Origin of the sequence: Oxalicibacterium sp., from assembly GCF_035565035.1 — a bacterium.
Lineage (GTDB): Bacteria > Pseudomonadota > Gammaproteobacteria > Burkholderiales > Burkholderiaceae_D > Oxalicibacterium.
This window is the reverse complement of record NZ_DATMTD010000107.1, coordinates 1-14,896: the sequence shown is the minus strand read 5'-3', so window position 1 is coordinate 14,896 and position 14,896 is coordinate 1. Positions and strand designations below refer to the sequence as shown.

Annotated in this window: 15 protein-coding genes; 8 read left to right on the top strand and 7 right to left on the bottom strand. The window is 56.1% G+C overall.

Annotation, left to right across the window (positions count from 1 at the left end):
- Positions 1–142: 142 nt before the first annotated feature.
- The 4 genes from VN114_RS11270 to VN114_RS11255 all read left to right on the top strand — a co-directional run bounded on the left by VN114_RS11270 (position 143) and on the right by VN114_RS11255 (position 2,581).
- Positions 143–1,051, top strand: coding sequence for a diguanylate cyclase (locus VN114_RS11270; RefSeq protein WP_325514901.1), 909 nt, complete (start codon positions 143–145; stop codon positions 1,049–1,051).
- A gap of 141 nt (positions 1,052–1,192) precedes the next feature.
- Positions 1,193–1,612, top strand: coding sequence for a VOC family protein (locus tag VN114_RS11265; RefSeq protein ID WP_325514900.1), 420 nt, complete (start codon positions 1,193–1,195; stop codon positions 1,610–1,612).
- A gap of 96 nt (positions 1,613–1,708) precedes the next feature.
- Positions 1,709–2,101, top strand: a complete 393-nt coding sequence (locus VN114_RS11260; RefSeq protein WP_325514898.1) for a DUF488 domain-containing protein — start codon at positions 1,709–1,711, stop codon at positions 2,099–2,101.
- Between the two features lie 30 nt (positions 2,102–2,131).
- Positions 2,132–2,581 carry a PliI family lysozyme inhibitor of I-type lysozyme gene (locus VN114_RS11255; protein WP_325514896.1) on the top strand — a complete coding sequence of 150 codons (450 nt, stop codon included), beginning with the start codon at positions 2,132–2,134 and terminating at the stop codon, positions 2,579–2,581.
- A 9-nt stretch (positions 2,582–2,590) separates the two neighbouring features.
- On the opposite strand, the gene VN114_RS11250 is transcribed toward VN114_RS11255, so the two are convergent.
- From VN114_RS11250 to dcd, 5 genes are all read right to left on the bottom strand, one after another.
- Positions 2,591–3,355, bottom strand: coding sequence for a GGDEF domain-containing protein (locus VN114_RS11250; RefSeq protein ID WP_325514895.1), 765 nt, complete (start codon positions 3,353–3,355; stop codon positions 2,591–2,593).
- Positions 3,355–3,744, bottom strand: coding sequence for a DUF1987 domain-containing protein (locus VN114_RS11245; RefSeq protein ID WP_325514894.1), 390 nt, complete (start codon positions 3,742–3,744; stop codon positions 3,355–3,357). Before VN114_RS11245 ends, VN114_RS11250 begins: the two co-directional genes overlap by 1 nt.
- Before the next feature lie 54 nt (positions 3,745–3,798).
- On the bottom strand, positions 3,799–4,353 hold the full coding sequence (locus tag VN114_RS11240) for a SiaB family protein kinase (RefSeq protein WP_325514892.1): 555 nt from the start codon (positions 4,351–4,353) through the stop codon (positions 3,799–3,801).
- A 45-nt stretch (positions 4,354–4,398) separates the two neighbouring features.
- Positions 4,399–5,616 carry a SpoIIE family protein phosphatase gene (locus VN114_RS11235; RefSeq protein WP_325514939.1) on the bottom strand — a complete coding sequence of 406 codons (1,218 nt, stop codon included), beginning with the start codon at positions 5,614–5,616 and terminating at the stop codon, positions 4,399–4,401.
- A 367-nt stretch (positions 5,617–5,983) separates the two neighbouring features.
- Entirely contained in the window at positions 5,984–6,550 is a 567-nt protein-coding gene (dcd, locus tag VN114_RS11230) for a dCTP deaminase (protein ID WP_325514891.1), read from the bottom strand.
- Positions 6,551–6,878: 328 nt separating this feature from the next.
- Between dcd and VN114_RS11225 the strand changes: the two genes are divergently transcribed.
- Both VN114_RS11225 and VN114_RS11220 read left to right on the top strand, forming a co-directional pair.
- Positions 6,879–7,352, top strand: a complete 474-nt coding sequence (locus tag VN114_RS11225; RefSeq protein ID WP_325514889.1) for a hypothetical protein — start codon at positions 6,879–6,881, stop codon at positions 7,350–7,352.
- Between the two features lie 76 nt (positions 7,353–7,428).
- Entirely contained in the window at positions 7,429–8,028 is a 600-nt protein-coding gene (locus VN114_RS11220; RefSeq protein ID WP_325514888.1) for a hypothetical protein, read from the top strand.
- A 145-nt stretch (positions 8,029–8,173) separates the two neighbouring features.
- Here VN114_RS11220 and hrpA read toward each other — a convergent pair whose 3' ends face one another.
- Positions 8,174–12,160 (bottom strand): ATP-dependent RNA helicase HrpA, encoded by a 3,987-nt coding sequence (gene hrpA / locus VN114_RS11215; RefSeq protein ID WP_325514886.1) that lies wholly within the window; start codon positions 12,158–12,160, stop codon positions 8,174–8,176.
- Positions 12,161–12,232: 72 nt separating this feature from the next.
- Here hrpA and argA point away from each other — a divergent pair, with 72 nt between their 5' ends.
- Positions 12,233–13,543 carry an amino-acid N-acetyltransferase gene (argA, locus tag VN114_RS11210; protein ID WP_325514885.1) on the top strand — a complete coding sequence of 437 codons (1,311 nt, stop codon included), beginning with the start codon at positions 12,233–12,235 and terminating at the stop codon, positions 13,541–13,543.
- 88 nt (positions 13,544–13,631) lie between these two features.
- Positions 13,632–13,904, top strand: coding sequence for an oxidative damage protection protein (locus VN114_RS11205; protein WP_325514883.1), 273 nt, complete (start codon positions 13,632–13,634; stop codon positions 13,902–13,904).
- A gap of 72 nt (positions 13,905–13,976) precedes the next feature.
- Here the strand turns inward: VN114_RS11205 and VN114_RS11200 are convergent, their stop codons facing one another.
- A complete protein-coding gene (locus tag VN114_RS11200; protein WP_325514881.1) occupies positions 13,977–14,708 on the bottom strand; it encodes a carbonic anhydrase family protein in 732 nt (243 codons plus the stop codon).
- Between the last annotated feature and the right edge of the window lie 188 nt (positions 14,709–14,896).

The window sequence follows — 14,896 nt, the reverse complement described above, 5'->3', positions numbered from 1 at the left end:
GTAGCACGCCCGGCGAACGCCGTAGTCGTTTTGCAGAGACATCCTCTAACTGGCAAAACAAGCACGTCAAAAAAAAGGGGTTGTCCATCGCCATGGCATTGCCAGACATTTGGACAACCTACGATTTGCAATTGAGGCCTACGTGTTCTCCCAACAGCAATTGATCGTTCTTCTCGCCGCACTTCCCGATCCCGCATTTATTCTGACGCGCGGCGGACGCTATGCGGCCATTTATGGCGGCTCCGACAAGCGCTATTACCACGATGGCGGTGCCTTGATCGGAAAATACATGCACGAGGTATTGCACGAAGAAAAAAGCACGTGGTTTTCATCACAGATTGCCGAGGCCCTTTCCACGCGCAGTCTTCATATCGTGGAATATGGTCTCGCCGCCAGCGATGTGCGCGGCCTCGAATCCGAAGGCCCCGGTCATACCATCTGGTTCGAAGGCCGCGTGCAGGCGCTCGATTTTCTCGTCGATGGCGAAGATGCGGTCCTCTGGGTCGCCAGCAACATAACTCGCCGTCATGAACTCGAAGCGCAGCTGCGCAAGCAATGCGAAACGGATTCGTTGACCGGCCTCTTGAACCGCCGCAGAATGCTTGATGTATTGGCGTCGAACTTCGACGTCTTTCTTCGTTACCAGACTCCCGCGACGCTCTTCATGTTCGATGTCGATGCCTTCAAGAACATCAACGACAAGCATGGGCACTTCAAAGGCGATACGGCATTGCGTTCCATCGCCGCCGTCTGCCAGGCGGAGCTACGCGCCACGGATCATGCTGCGCGGTTCGGCGGGGATGAATTCGTGATCCTGATGCCGCATACAGACAGCAAGGATGCCTCACTCATCATTGATCGCCTGCGTCTGCGCATCGCAGAAGAAATGCTTGATCTGGCTGTCGTTGGTGCCGGCACCATCAGCGGTGGTTTCAGCGAGCTGATCGCTGGCGATAGTTCCTACACAGACGTCATGCATCGCGCAGACAGCGCGTTGTACAAGGCAAAGCGTGCCGGAGGCAATCTGGCTCTTCCTTATACTGATGACTGACCCCTATTTTTCGCGCGACTTCTAGCGTCCTTTTCCATGACGATGACGACGCCATTCATTCGAATCATGCGAAATTTTTGCGAACGCAATCGCAATCGTCTCCGCTATTTTTCAAACAGTCATATCGAAAGGTAGATCACCATGAAACCACGCATCACTGTCCTCACGCTCGGCGTTGATGATCTGGAAAAGGCGGTGGCCTTCTATCGCGACGGACTCGGCCTGGCGACACAAGGCATCGTCGGCACCGAATTCGAACATGGTGCTGTCGCCTTCTTCGACCTGCAAGCAGGTTTGAAGCTTGCGTTGTGGCCGCGCGCCAGCATCGCCCACGACAGCGGACTTTCCATCGGTACGGCGTCATCGACGGAATGCACGATCGGCCACAACGTGGCATCGAAACAGGAAGTCGACGCCGCCATGGCGCAAGCCGCAGCTGCCGGCGCTGCCATCGTCAAACCCGCCCACGACACCTTCTGGGGCGGCTACGCAGGCTATTTCAAGGATCCCGACGGGCATCTGTGGGAAGCGGTCTGGAACCCGCAATTCGACCCTGACTAATACGTCTTCCACCCGCCTTTGACCGAATTACGGTAAGGTTGCGCGATCGGGGCCTCGCCCCATGATTTCTTTCCGCAGCGATCTCACGGAGGCATCATGGCCGTTCGCATCGTCAGACTCGGCAGCACCCGCCACAAGAACGAAGGAATACGCGTCGGCACGGTGCGCCGCCCGCCGCGTGGCGTTCCCAAATCCGCTTTTTCCTCGCAGGACTGGTACGACGTCTGGTTTCCGAATCTCGCACCTTCCGCCGATATCATCAAGCTCGCGCAACAAGCCGAAACACCTGCGCAATGGCGCACCTTCGCCAACAAATACCGCGCCGAGATGGCAACGCCGGACAATGCGCACGCCATCGCGCTGCTGGCTGCACTGTCACATCACACTGATTTTTCAGTAGGCTGTTATTGCGAGAATGAATCGCGTTGTCACCGTTCGATCCTGCGAACGCTGCTCGCAAAACAGGGAGCACTCATTGCTTCCGGTTGAATATCCGACCAACGATATGGGAGAACTTCAATGCACAGAATCCCGGCAGTACTTCTTTGCCTTGCGATCAGCTCGGCCACCTTCGCAGCCGACGATGGACGCATCGTCAAAACCGCCACCTATCCGCAGACAAAGGGAATCGCGGTCGTCGCCGAGGGCGATCTGGAACCGCGCAGCATCGGCAGTTACAGCCTGCGCCTGTATGCGAAGAACGATCCGGCCTTTCCGTATGATGACTTTATCGCCGGCATCGTGCGGCCACGTGATGGTTCCATCGAGAGCATTCGCTTTGCCGATCTCGATCGTGATGGTATGCCGGAGATCGTCGTCGTGATGCGTGCTGCCGGCAGCGGCGGCTTTCTGTCGGCCGATGCATTCCGCTTTCAGGCATCGTCGCTGACGCTGCTGACTTCTGTTTCGGGGATTGAAGGTGATGGTGATCCGTTGCGCGCATTGGCGTCAAAGATCGACAAGCGCTAAAACAACGAACTACTCTGTCGTCACGCTCGCTGCATTAATGCAGCTGTCTTCCGTCTGCGTGATCAGATCGGCTTCTTCAACACGATTGCGTCCCTGGTGTTTGGCCTTGTAGAGCGCCGCGTCGGCGCGACCGTAGGCATCCTCGAAATCGCTGCCCGGATCGCTCCAGCTGACACCAAAGCTCGCCGTCACCGGGCGTGATGGCAGGCAACTGAACAATTCATCCGCGATGGCGCAACGCATCGCTTCGGCCAGTTGCAATGCATCGGCCAGATCCATGTTCGGCAACAGAACGGTGAATTCCTCGCCGCCAACCCGTCCGATTTCGCCGACGCCTTTCAGTGTGGCGTTCAGTCGTGCCACCAGCTCGCGAATCACGCCGTCGCCTGCCGGATGGCCGAACTCGTCGTTGATACGTTTGAAGAAATCGATATCGAGCACGATCAGCGACAGCGTGCCCTTCTGCAGAAAATGACTGGCGCGCTCGAATACCGCGCCGCGATTCAATGCTCCAGTCAGGTTGTCGTGACGAGCCTTGTAATCCAGCTCCGCGCTCAACTGCTGCAGCCTCACGTTCAGCGCATTCAGTTCCAGTTCCGTCCGGTCGCTGCGCGCGATCAGGCGGCGCGTCTCGCGCATCAGGCGTTGATAATGGCGCGCGAGTTCATCCAGCGCCGAGTAGTAGCTATCCGCCGGCGCACCGTCTGCCGAAAGGACCTGAAAGGCCTGCGCCAGTGCTGCCGTCTCTACCGCAAAAAGATCCGCCTCTGCCATCAGTTGTTCCCCGCATGATCGTGGAAGGTCAGCGAAGGAAAATCCTCATGCAGCTCCTGGCCGAATTCAAAGATCGTATCGTCTTCCTCATCGTGATACCAGTTGAGGATGACCGGCGTACCGCTCTTTGCCTTCTCGTTCAATGCGCCGAACAACGCGAACAGCATCTTCGTGCTGGAACTGTTGAAGTAAGCCAGCGCGACATTGACGGTAATCGCCTGACCCGAATTGTCGCCAGCCAGAAATTCGCGCACAGCGGTAATGATGTCGCCCCAGAAGACGGCAGCATTTTCTGGATACGCTTCGCCTTTCAATGAGAGGCGATATTCGTCGAAACGGAAATCGACTTCCGGAGAACTCGCGCTTGCTGCAATAAAAAGATTATTCATTTTCCCAACTCTTCAAAAAATACGATGTGCCTACGCCGAATCGGGGCGCGACATTCAGATCGTCGCCTTCAGGCAAAACATCGTGTTACCGCTGGCGTTGGCCGGGCCGAATTCGAATTCCAGCGGTTCGCTGGCATCGCGTGCCATCGTCAGCAAGCCCAGACCTGCGCCCTTGCTTTCTTCCGGCGTTTCGGCGCGCAGCGTTTCCTTGTATTCACGCTTGATCTCGTCATTGGTCAGCGTGCGCAGATACTGCAACTTCTCGCGCAAACGATTGGCCACGTCGATCTGGACCGGATTGGCGCAATGCAGGTAATAGCGATCATCCTTGGTCGAGATGCACACCGACCCGTGACGCATCGCGGCATGTTCCGCCGGACCAACCGCTTCATACGCATCGGCCGAATAGTGAATGATGTTCTGCGTCATCTCGATGAACGACGAAAACAGCTTGCGTCGCGTCATGCTGGCAGCGCCCACGTATTCGACTCGCATCTTCACCGCATCCGCCATCGCGGCGATGATGTTCTGCGAAAAATAACCGACGTAATAAAAAATCACATCCCGCCGTTCCGCGCACTGGCAGAAATACTCCCAGTGCAGGCTCATGCACTCTTCCTTGTTTTTCATCTGCTGCCCGATTCTCATGAATACTCAGTCAAGGCGAAAGCCGAAAAATGTCAGATCATCACGCCGGCTGTGACGCCCCTGATATTCTCTTTGCTCGCGCATCAATGTCTCTGCCAATGCAGGCATCGCCAAACCACGATGTCTGATCAATGCATCACGCAGACGCTGCTTGCCGAACGCAATATTGCGCGCCCCGCCGATCTGGTCGATGATGCCGTCCGTCGTACTCAATACGATCGCACCTGGCACCAGTTGCACGATATTGTTCTTCCACGCCATGTCGTGTGCGGTATCGACATAACCGAGGCCGGTGCGCCCGCCTTCCACCATCTGCACCTTGTCCTGTCCCGGCATCAGAACGAACAGTGGAGTCTTCGCGTTGGCGCATGTCAAATTGTGCGTCGCACTGTCGAACCAGAAAAACGCTGCATCCATGCCGTCGTCCGATTCCGATAAACGCTGCGCTGTCGAATGCTGACCCAGCGCCTGCTTCATGCTGCGATTGACCTCGCCCAGCAATTTCGCCGGATTGCGCGGACCGTGCTGGTTCAGCGCCTGCGTCAGCGCCGATGACGCAATCAATGTCAGGAAAGCGCCAGGCACACCGTGACCGGTGCAATCGGCCACTGCTGCAAACCAGCCGCCTTCGAACGATTCGAAGTGATAGAAGTCGCCGCCGACCACATCGCGCGGCTCCCACACCAGACACGCATCGCTCACGGCCGATGTCATCGCACCGCGCGATACGCTCAACATCGCGCGCTGGATCGTGCTCGCATAGTCGATGCTCTGCATGACCTGACGATTCTTTTCCGTCTGCAGGTCGACCATCATTTCCATCAGATCCAACCCTGAGCCCAGTCCAACGAACGTGCCGTCGTTCTCGACGATCAGGAAACCGTCGGCCAGCGTCTTGTCGCCCGATTCGACGGCCAGCGCAGCCAATGTTTCGATCGGCGTATCGGCACTGGCAATCAGCGGATCCTTGTCCATGAAGGCGATGCACGTCTTCTTTTCGTACAACTCGCGGTAGTACGGTTTGGACATCTGCGACATGAAGATATTGCGACTGATCAATCCCATCGGCCGCTCGCTTTCCAGCACCGGCAGGCTGATCAATTCGCGATGCTTGGTGAACACTTCCAGCACCTGCGCATTGGTTTTTTCGGATGTGATAGTGGCAACGGCGATGGCGAGGTCGCGTGCGGACGGCTGTTGGACATACTGTCTGGCCGTCGCCATGGCGCTGAAATCGGTTTCCACTTTCCAGTTACCCCTGAGTTGCGAACGCCCGAAATCGATCCGAAATCGCACGCGCACTTGTTTACCTGGAAGCAATGCTAGGTGGCTTGTATGACGAGAATGTGACTGATGCGTCGAATGGAGACGCGTTTTACCTTCTCAGCGCGATCTTTAACAATCTTTAACAATACGCGATGAAAATGTGAAACGGAGAGGAGAAAAAACGTGCAGCGCGTGCGCTGTTTGGCAATCCTGATTGGTTCCGATTTTGCCGGACCGGCTTTGACACGCATCGCGCGACATCGTGCGTTTGCATGCAACGGCTGCAACCCTGCGCAACAGAAGCACAGCCGTTCGCTACGGTGAATCAGGTTTTCGGCAACGTCACGCCATGCTGCCCTTGATATTTACCGCCACGGTCCTTGTACGATGTTTCGCACACTTCATCGCTTTCGAAGAACAGAACCTGCGCGCAACCTTCACCCGCATAAATCTTTGCCGGCAACGGCGTCGTGTTGGAGAACTCCAGCGTCACGTAACCTTCCCACTCCGGCTCGAACGGCGTGACATTCACGATGATGCCGCAACGCGCATACGTCGATTTGCCGAGACAGATCGTCAGCACACTGCGCGGAATGCGGAAGTACTCAACGGTGCGCGCCAGCGCAAACGAGTTCGGCGGAATGATGCAGACATCGCCCTTGAAATCGACAAACGATTTTTCATCGAAATTCTTCGGATCGACAATCGTCGAATTGATATTGGTGAAAATCTTGAATTCGTTGGCGCAGCGGATGTCGTAACCGTAGGAGGACGTACCATACGACACGATCTTGTGCCCGTTCGCCTCACGAACCTGACCCGGCTCGAACGGCTCGATCATGCCGGTTTCCTGCGCCATGCGGCGAATCCATTTGTCGGATTTGATGGACATATCTGTGCTTTTTGGTTGGAGGTGAACGAAAATTTTTCGCAATTTTACGCGAAATCGCGGTAATAGCCTGCCGAGTCGGGTACGAGCATGAAGCGCAATAGGCCACCATTTTTTATCACTCAAACCTTCTGCGTACGGAAGGAAGGGCTCCTTTTCGCTCACATAGGGCTGCAAGCAGCAGCCTGTCGATACGTATTATTAGACGGCCTAAATAACATGTTTATGAAAAATATTCTTACCTTTCAATGACATACACCTCATTTCGTTGACTTAGGCAATGTCGCAATCATATGATGCGATGGTCTAAATTTAGTTAGAGCTTTGCCTCATGCATAACGATTCAGAAAGAACCACACCACTTGGAATGGCACGCTATGCCTACGAGTTCCTAGAGGCAGCATTGGCCGTTGACGAAAAGATCGGGCATCGGCCTGGGTATGAAATCGTTGCCCCAATCCCAGCGCTTTATTTAATTGGCCACTCAATTGAGCTTTCGCTAAAAGCCTATTTATTAAGCAATGGCTTGGGGTTGAAGCAAGTGAGGATACTAAATCATGACCTGCATGCTGCGCTCCGAAAAGCAAAAGAGTTAGGGCTTCTAAGTCACGTCAAATTCAAAGGCGAAGAAGAGGGTGCTGTAGAAATACTGAACGACCTCTATTCAACCAAACAACTTGAATACATTGTTACTGGTGCAAAGCATTTTCCGTTGTTCGGTTTGATCCAGGCCTTCGCTGTAAGGCTCTTTAATGCGGTCTCGCTTATAGTTGGGTACAACAAACAGGTCCAGGGCGATGTATAGCTCTAACCTTCGGCCAAACGGGACGCTCCGTCGGGAGCCGGTTCCGCGCCCTTTCCTCCAACATTAAACAACTCCCGTGAGTAACCACGACTTTTACCTATGGGACGATGAGCTTTCCGAACGGGAGGCATTTCTAATTGGAAAGTCCATTGCACAATGGGGCGCACTTGAAAATGAGATTTTTGTACAAACCCTCATGACTTTTGAGGACAAGGATGTTGCTTTGCCCAAGGCAATGAACAACTTGCAGTTCACTGAAATATTGGAACTATGGAAAGAACGCGTTGTTGCCAAAGCTGAGCAGGAACAAAAGAACGTTCTAGCGCAACAGTACGAAAAAATTCTCAAACTAAAGGACTATCGTGACGCCCTAGTTCACGGTATGTGGCAATGGTCTAAAAATGAGCTTTCTAAAATCACTTCTGTGCGCATCCGGAAAAAGGAAATTATTTCTGTTCACTTCGCAGCAGATGATTTGGCTGATTTTTCCCTCAAACTAGCGAGAATCAATTTCAAACTTCGCTTTCCGGGAGGCGTTGAAGATCTGGCAGAACAACGTGCTGCAGAGGGTTTTTACATTAGCCGTCTCGGAGCGGCGCTTTTTACAGGCGCCCCCATCGCGGAAGACTGGCTTAAAGCTACTGGGATAACTGTAGATGATGAAAAAGAAGACTAGGCCCGATTTCTAACCCTCGTCAAGAGAGACTGTGGAACCAACGTGTTTCTTCAATAATCCTTCCGCCCCGGCGTCTTACCTCCAACGTTCAAACGTTAGGCAGCACGCAACCAAAATCAAGCGAATATGACTTGGAACTTCATTCCTACCGCTGCATCGACTCCCACACCTTCTGCAGCCGTTTGACCGACACCGGCATCGGCGTGCGCAACTCCTGCGCAAAAAGCGATACACGCAGCTCTTCCAGCATCCAGCGGTAATCGTTCATCTGCGGATCGCCGTGGCGATCTTTCAATGCGCGTTGCCACGGCTGCGCGGCCTGCTGCCATTCGCTCATCGCCTTTGCATCGCGCGCTGGATCGGCGCGTAACTTGTCGATGCGCACGTTGATCGCTTTCAAGTAGCGCGGGAAATGCGTCAAGTTCGTGTAATCGGTATCGGCGATGAAACGCTTGCCAACCAGCGCCTGCAATTGCGATTGCATGTCGTTGACGGCTTGCGTGTGTGCCTTCACCGTTTGCAGCTTCTTCGGCAACGCGTGATATTCGGTGAGCACGGTGCCGGCCAGTCGCGCGATTTCATTGACCAACAAACCGAGGCGGGATTTACCTTCATCCTTGCGGGCGTTGAATTGCTCGGCATTCTTCGGCAACGGATCTTGCAGGCAGGCGCGCTCCAGACCGGCTTCGATGATCTGGTCGCGCAATTCTTCCTGCGAACCGATTGCCATGAACTGCATGCCCATCTGCTGCAAACCGGGAATGTTCTTTTCCAGGAATTTCAGTTGTTCTTTCAACTGCAATGCGAGCAGACGGCGCAGGCCGATACGATGCACGCGCGCAGCTTCGTCAGGATCGTCGAACACTTCCAGATCGCAGTGCGTCTTCTTGTCGACCAATGCGGGAAAGCCGATCAAGGTTTGCTTGCCTTGCTGGATTTCCAGCAGTTCCGGCAGTTCGCCGAACGACCACGTTGTCAGGTTTTGATGCTGCGTGACGTTGGCATGTGTGCCGCCACCTGACTTGTTTGCGTTACCCGAAGCTTGCGAAACGTTTGACTTGGTCACCGCCGCGGCCGATGCAACCGGCGCTGCGGCAACGCTGGTTTTCTCTGCAATCCGCTGGAAACTTTCCCGTGCCTGTCCGCCGAACTCCGCACGCAAGCCGCCAAGGTTGCGGCCCATGTCGAGCTGGCGTCCGTGCTCGTCGATCACCTTGAAGTTCATGAAGTGATGCGCGGGCAAGGTCTCCAGTTTGTAATCGGTTGTCTTGGTGGCGATGCCGGTTTCTTCACGCACATCGGCGATCACGGCGTCGAGCAGACTGCCTTTGCCGAACATGAGCTTGTCGTGTACGCGATCGCAAAAATTGGCGGAATACTCCGGCAGCGGCACGCAATGACGGCGCAGTTTTTGCGGCAACGATTTCAGCAGCAGATGAACCTTGTCCTTCAGCATGCCGGGCACCAGCCATTCGGTGCGATCGGCTGACACCTGATTCAGCGCGTATAGCGGCACCGTCAGCGTGACGCCATCGCGCGGCGTGCCGGGTTCGAAGTGATACGACAGCGTCATGTCGACACCGGCCACGCTCATCGTCTTCGGGAACAGTTCTGTCGTGACGCCGGCCGCTTCGTGCCGCATCAGATCGTCCTTGTTCAGATGCAGCAGTTTCGGCTCGCTGGCCGTCGCATCCTTGTGCCACTTTTCAAAACCGATGCCATTGACCACGTCGGCCGGAATCAGCTTGTCGTAGAACGCGGCGATCAAATCGTCATCGACCAGCACGTCGATACGGCGCGACTTGTGTTCCAGATTCTCGATCTCGCGTACCAGCTTGTGGTTATGCGCGAAGAACGGTGCGCGTGTGTCGAAGTCGCCGCCGACCAGCGCATCGCGAATGAAAAGTTCGCGCGCTTCCTTTGGATTGATCAGGCCGTAATTGATGCGACGCTGGCTGTAGACAACCAGACCGTACAGCGTCGCGCGCTCGTAGGCAGACACTTGCGCGATGCGTTTTTCCCAGCGCGGTTCGCCGTAGGATTTTTTCAGCAGATGACCGGCCACGCGCTCCAGCCACTCAGGCTGAATCTGCGCAATGCAACGTGCATACAGCCGCGTGGTATCGACCAGTTCGGCCGCCATGATCCATTTGCCGGCCTTCTTGATCAGCGAAGAACCGGGCCAGATGTGGAACTTGATGCCGCGCGCGCCAAGGTAATGCGGATCGTCTTCGGCTTTGAAGCCGATGTTGCCGAGCAAACCCGTCAACAGTGCGGTGTGCAACTGCTCATATGTCGCCGGCAACTCGTTCAAGCGCCAGCCCTGCTCGCGCACGATCGTCAGCAATTGCGAATGCACGTCGCGCCATTCGCGCAAGCGCAATTGCGACAGGAAGTTGGCGCGGCATTCTTCCTGCAACAAGCGATTCGATTTCTTGTGCTCGATGGCGTCGCTAAACCATTTCCAGATTTTCAGATAACTCTGGAATTCGGATTTCTCGTCAGCAAATTTTTTGTGTGCGGCGTCGGCAGCGTTCTGCGCTTCCATCGGTCGATCGCGCGGGTCTTGCACCGACAACGCGGATGCGATGATCAGCACTTCAGTCAGGCAGACGTTTTCCTTCGCGGCCAGAATCATGCGGCCGACGCGCGGATCCAGCGGCAAACGCGCCAGCTCGCGCCCGAGTTTGGTCAGGCGATTGTCGTCATCGACTGCGCCGAGTTCCTGCAGTAGTTGATAACCGTCGGCGATCGCGCGGCCCAGCGGCGGTTCGATGAACGGGAAGGTTTCGACATCCGCCAGATGCAGCGACTTCATCCGCAGGATGACGGCTGCCAGCGACGAACGCAGGATTTCCGGCTCGGTGAATTTCGGGCGCAGCAGATAATCCTGCTCGTCGTACAAACGAATACACACGCCGGCGGCGACACGGCCGCAACGACCGGCGCGCTGGTTCGCTGCCGACTGCGCGACCGGCTCGATCTGCAACTGCTCGACCTTGTTGCGGTAGCTGTAGCGCTTGACGCGCGCGAGGCCGGCATCGACCACGTAGCGAATGCCGGGCACGGTCAGCGAGGTTTCCGCGACGTTGGTCGCCAGCACGATGCGACGCGCATTCGACGGTTTGAACACGCGTTCCTGCTCCTGCGCGGACAGTCGCGCGAACAACGGCAGGATTTCGACGTGCGGCGGATGATGCTTGCGCAATGCTTCGGCTGCATCGCGAATTTCTCGTTCCCCCGGCAGGAAGACCAGCACATCGCCGGAACCAATGCGCGCCAGTTCATCGACCGCATCGACTACCGCGTCCATCAGATCGCGCTGACCCCGTTCCTTCGCTGCGAGCGCAGAGCGACGTGCCTGCGCCGCGTCCGATGTGGCGTTCGGATTGACATTGGCGGCATTCTTGTCGAACGGTTCGACCGGACGATAGCGAATCTCGACCGGATACAAACGACCGGAAACTTCGATCACCGGCGCCAGCTTGTCGCCTTTTCCGAAATGTCGGGCAAAACGATCGGCATCGATGGTCGCGGACGTGATGATGATTTTCAGATCCGGACGTCGTGGCAGCAACTGCTTCAGGTAGCCAAGCAGGAAATCGATATTCAGGCTGCGCTCGTGCGCCTCGTCGATGATGATGGTGTCGTACTGCTTCAGCAGCGGATCGGTCTGCGTCTCGGCCAGCAGAATGCCATCGGTCATCAGCTTGATCCACGCGCCGTTGCTCAGCGTGTCGTTGAAGCGCACCTTGTAGCCGACATGTTCGCCGAGCGGTGAATTCAGTTCCTGCGCGATGCGTTTGGCAGTGGACGACGCCGCGATCCGGCGCGGTTGCGTGTGACCGATCAGGCCTTTTTCGCCGCGACCCAGTTCCAGGCAGATTTTCGGCAACTGCGTGGTCTTGCCGGAACCAGTTTCGCCGCTGACGATGACAACCTGGTTGTCGCGAATCGCGTTGGCGATGTCGTCGCGCTTGCCGGAAACCGGCAGCTCTTCGGGGAACGTGACCGGCGGCAGCGGATTGCGCACTGGCGGCACCGCTGATCTGGTTTGCTGGCCGGCGGGACGATTGCGGGCGGCGTTAGGGGCAGAACCGGGAGAATTGGGAGTATTTTCAGATGCAGACATGTGGCCTGAATTATACAGAGCGCGTGTGTTTGCCGCCCATGGAACGGAGTTGCTGTGGGTATAATGCGCAACATGGAAAACGCCGAACAATTCGTCCAGTGGCTGCGCTCGGTCGCGCCGTATATCCACGCCTTCCGCGGCAAGACGTTCGTCGTCGCCTTTCCGGGCGAACTGGTCACGGCCGGCGCGTTGCCAGTACTGGCCCAGGACCTGTCGTTGCTGCACGCGCTCGGCATCAAGATCGTCATCGTGCACGGCTCGCGTCCGCAAGTGGCGGAACAGCTGGGGCTGCGTAACGTCGAGGGACGTTTTCACAACGGCATTCGCATTACCGATACGGCCGCACTGGAATGCGCGAAGGAAGCCGCTGGCGAACTGCGCCTCGACATCGAGGCCGCATTCAGCCAGGGCCTGCCGAACACGCCGATGGCACACGCGGCGATCCGCATCATTTCCGGCAATTTCGTCACCGCGCGTCCGCTCGGCATCGTCGATGGCGTCGATCTGGAACTGACCGGCATCACGCGAAAAGTCGCCTATGAAACGATTCACCCGATTCTGAATGCCGGCGGACTGGTGCTGCTGTCCCCGCTCGGTTTTTCGCCGACCGGCGAGGTATTCAACCTGACGATGGAAGACGTGGCCGTCGCAGCAGCAATTTCGCTGCGCGCCGACAAGCTGATCTTCATCACCGAAACACCGATGATCACTGACATGACCGGAGCGGAAATTCGCGAACTGTCGTCGCATCAGGCGACGGTAGCGCTTGATTACAGTTGCATCCCCGCCGACTCCGCGTTCTATCTGCAACACGCGGTGAAGGCCTGTAACGGCGGCGTCGGTCGTGCCCACATCGTGCCGTTCTCGACCGATGGTTCTGCCCTGCTCGAACTGTTTACGCACGATGGCGTCGGCACCATGATTTCATTCGAAAACCTGGAAAGCCTGCGCGACGCGACCATCGAGGACGTCGGCGGCATCATCAAGCTGATCGAGCCGTACGAAGCCGACGGCACGCTGGTCAAACGCGGTCGCGAGCTGATCGAGCGCGAGATCGATCATTTTTCGGTCATCGAACATGACGGTGTGATCTTCGGTTGCGCCGCGCTCTACCCGTTCCCGGCAGAAAACATGGCGGAAATGGCCTGCCTGATCGTCAATCAGGATACGCAGACGCAAGGCGACGGTGAGCGCTTGCTGAAACACATGGAAAATCGCGCACGCGGTGCCGGCTTCAAGAAACTGTTCGTGCTGACGACGCGTACCGCACACTGGTTCCTGAAACGCGGTTTCGTCCCGGCAACCGTGGACGATCTGCCGAAAGATCGCCAACATATGTACAACTGGCAGCGCAAATCGCTGGTCTTTATCAAGAAACTCTGAGGACCTCCAAGACCTTTTCATCGCAACGCGATTATCTTCAACAGCCGCGCGCAACATTATTGCGCCGGACTTATTCAAGGAAACAGACATGACTCGCATGATTCACTGCATCAAGCTCGACAAGGAAGCCGAAGGCCTGGATTTCCCTCCATATCCGGGTGAACTCGGCAAGCGCATTTATGAAAGCGTCTCGAAGGAAGCCTGGGCTGCATGGCTCAAGCACCAGACGATGCTGGTCAACGAAAATCGCCTGAACCTGGCCGACGTGCGCGCACGCAAATATCTGGCCACACAGATGGAAAAACATTTCTTCGGCGATGGCGCCGACGCAGCGCAAGGTTACGTTCCACCAGCGAACTAATCTTCGCCGTATCGAAAAAAAGCCCGCCGATCACCCGGCGGGCTTTTTCATTGAATCCTCCGGATTCAGCTATCAGTAGAACCGAACTTCACCCGTCTTCACGTCCAGCATCGCACCGACAACCTTGATCTCGTTCTTGGCAACCATGTCGCGCAATACCGGACTCTGGTCCAGCAGGTTCTGCACGGTCAGATGCACGTTCTTTTCAGAGACGGCATTAACGAACGCATGGTTGTGCGACGACCGGTCATGATTATGGACATCTGCTGTTGCATCGACCGCCGGGCGAATTTTCTTCAACAGGCCGGTCAGGTTGCCCATCGCCACATTGTCGCAGGCCCCCTTCACTGCGCCGCAGGACGTATGACCGAGAATCACGATCAGCTTGGCGCCGGCCACTTTCGAGCCGAATTCCAGACTGCCGAGAATGTCTTCATTGACGATATTGCCGGCCACACGCGAACTGAAGGCATCGCCGACGCCAAGATCGAATACCTGGGTTGGCGACGAACGTGAATCGATGCAACTGACGAACTGCACAAACGGAAATTGCCCTTCCTTGCCCGTCGTCCTGATCTGCATGCGTTCGTCAAACTGCCGGGTCTGACCGGTAACATAGCGCGCATTCCCGTCCTTCAAAAGTTGCAACGCCTGATCCGCCGTCATCTGCTGTTGCACTGTTTGTGTCATTACCTGCGGATGGGTATCCGCCTGCTTCAGCGGCTGCTGCGCGCATGCACCCAGCGCCAGCATCAACGCGGCCACTCCCGCTCTCGCTACCATCCTTCTGCCTGAAACCAGCATATTCTCTCCGTCAAGTTTAGTTATCAATAAGGCAATTTCTTGCGCGACGAATTTTAACGACTCGTCAGGGATGCTGACGAGTCGTTTTTAAGAGAATGAATGCTCGGAATTTTCTTACAGATGTCCGCGACAAATACGGCAAGAGGCGAAGTGCAAGACGCTACTTGGGAATGCGAACGATCGTGCGC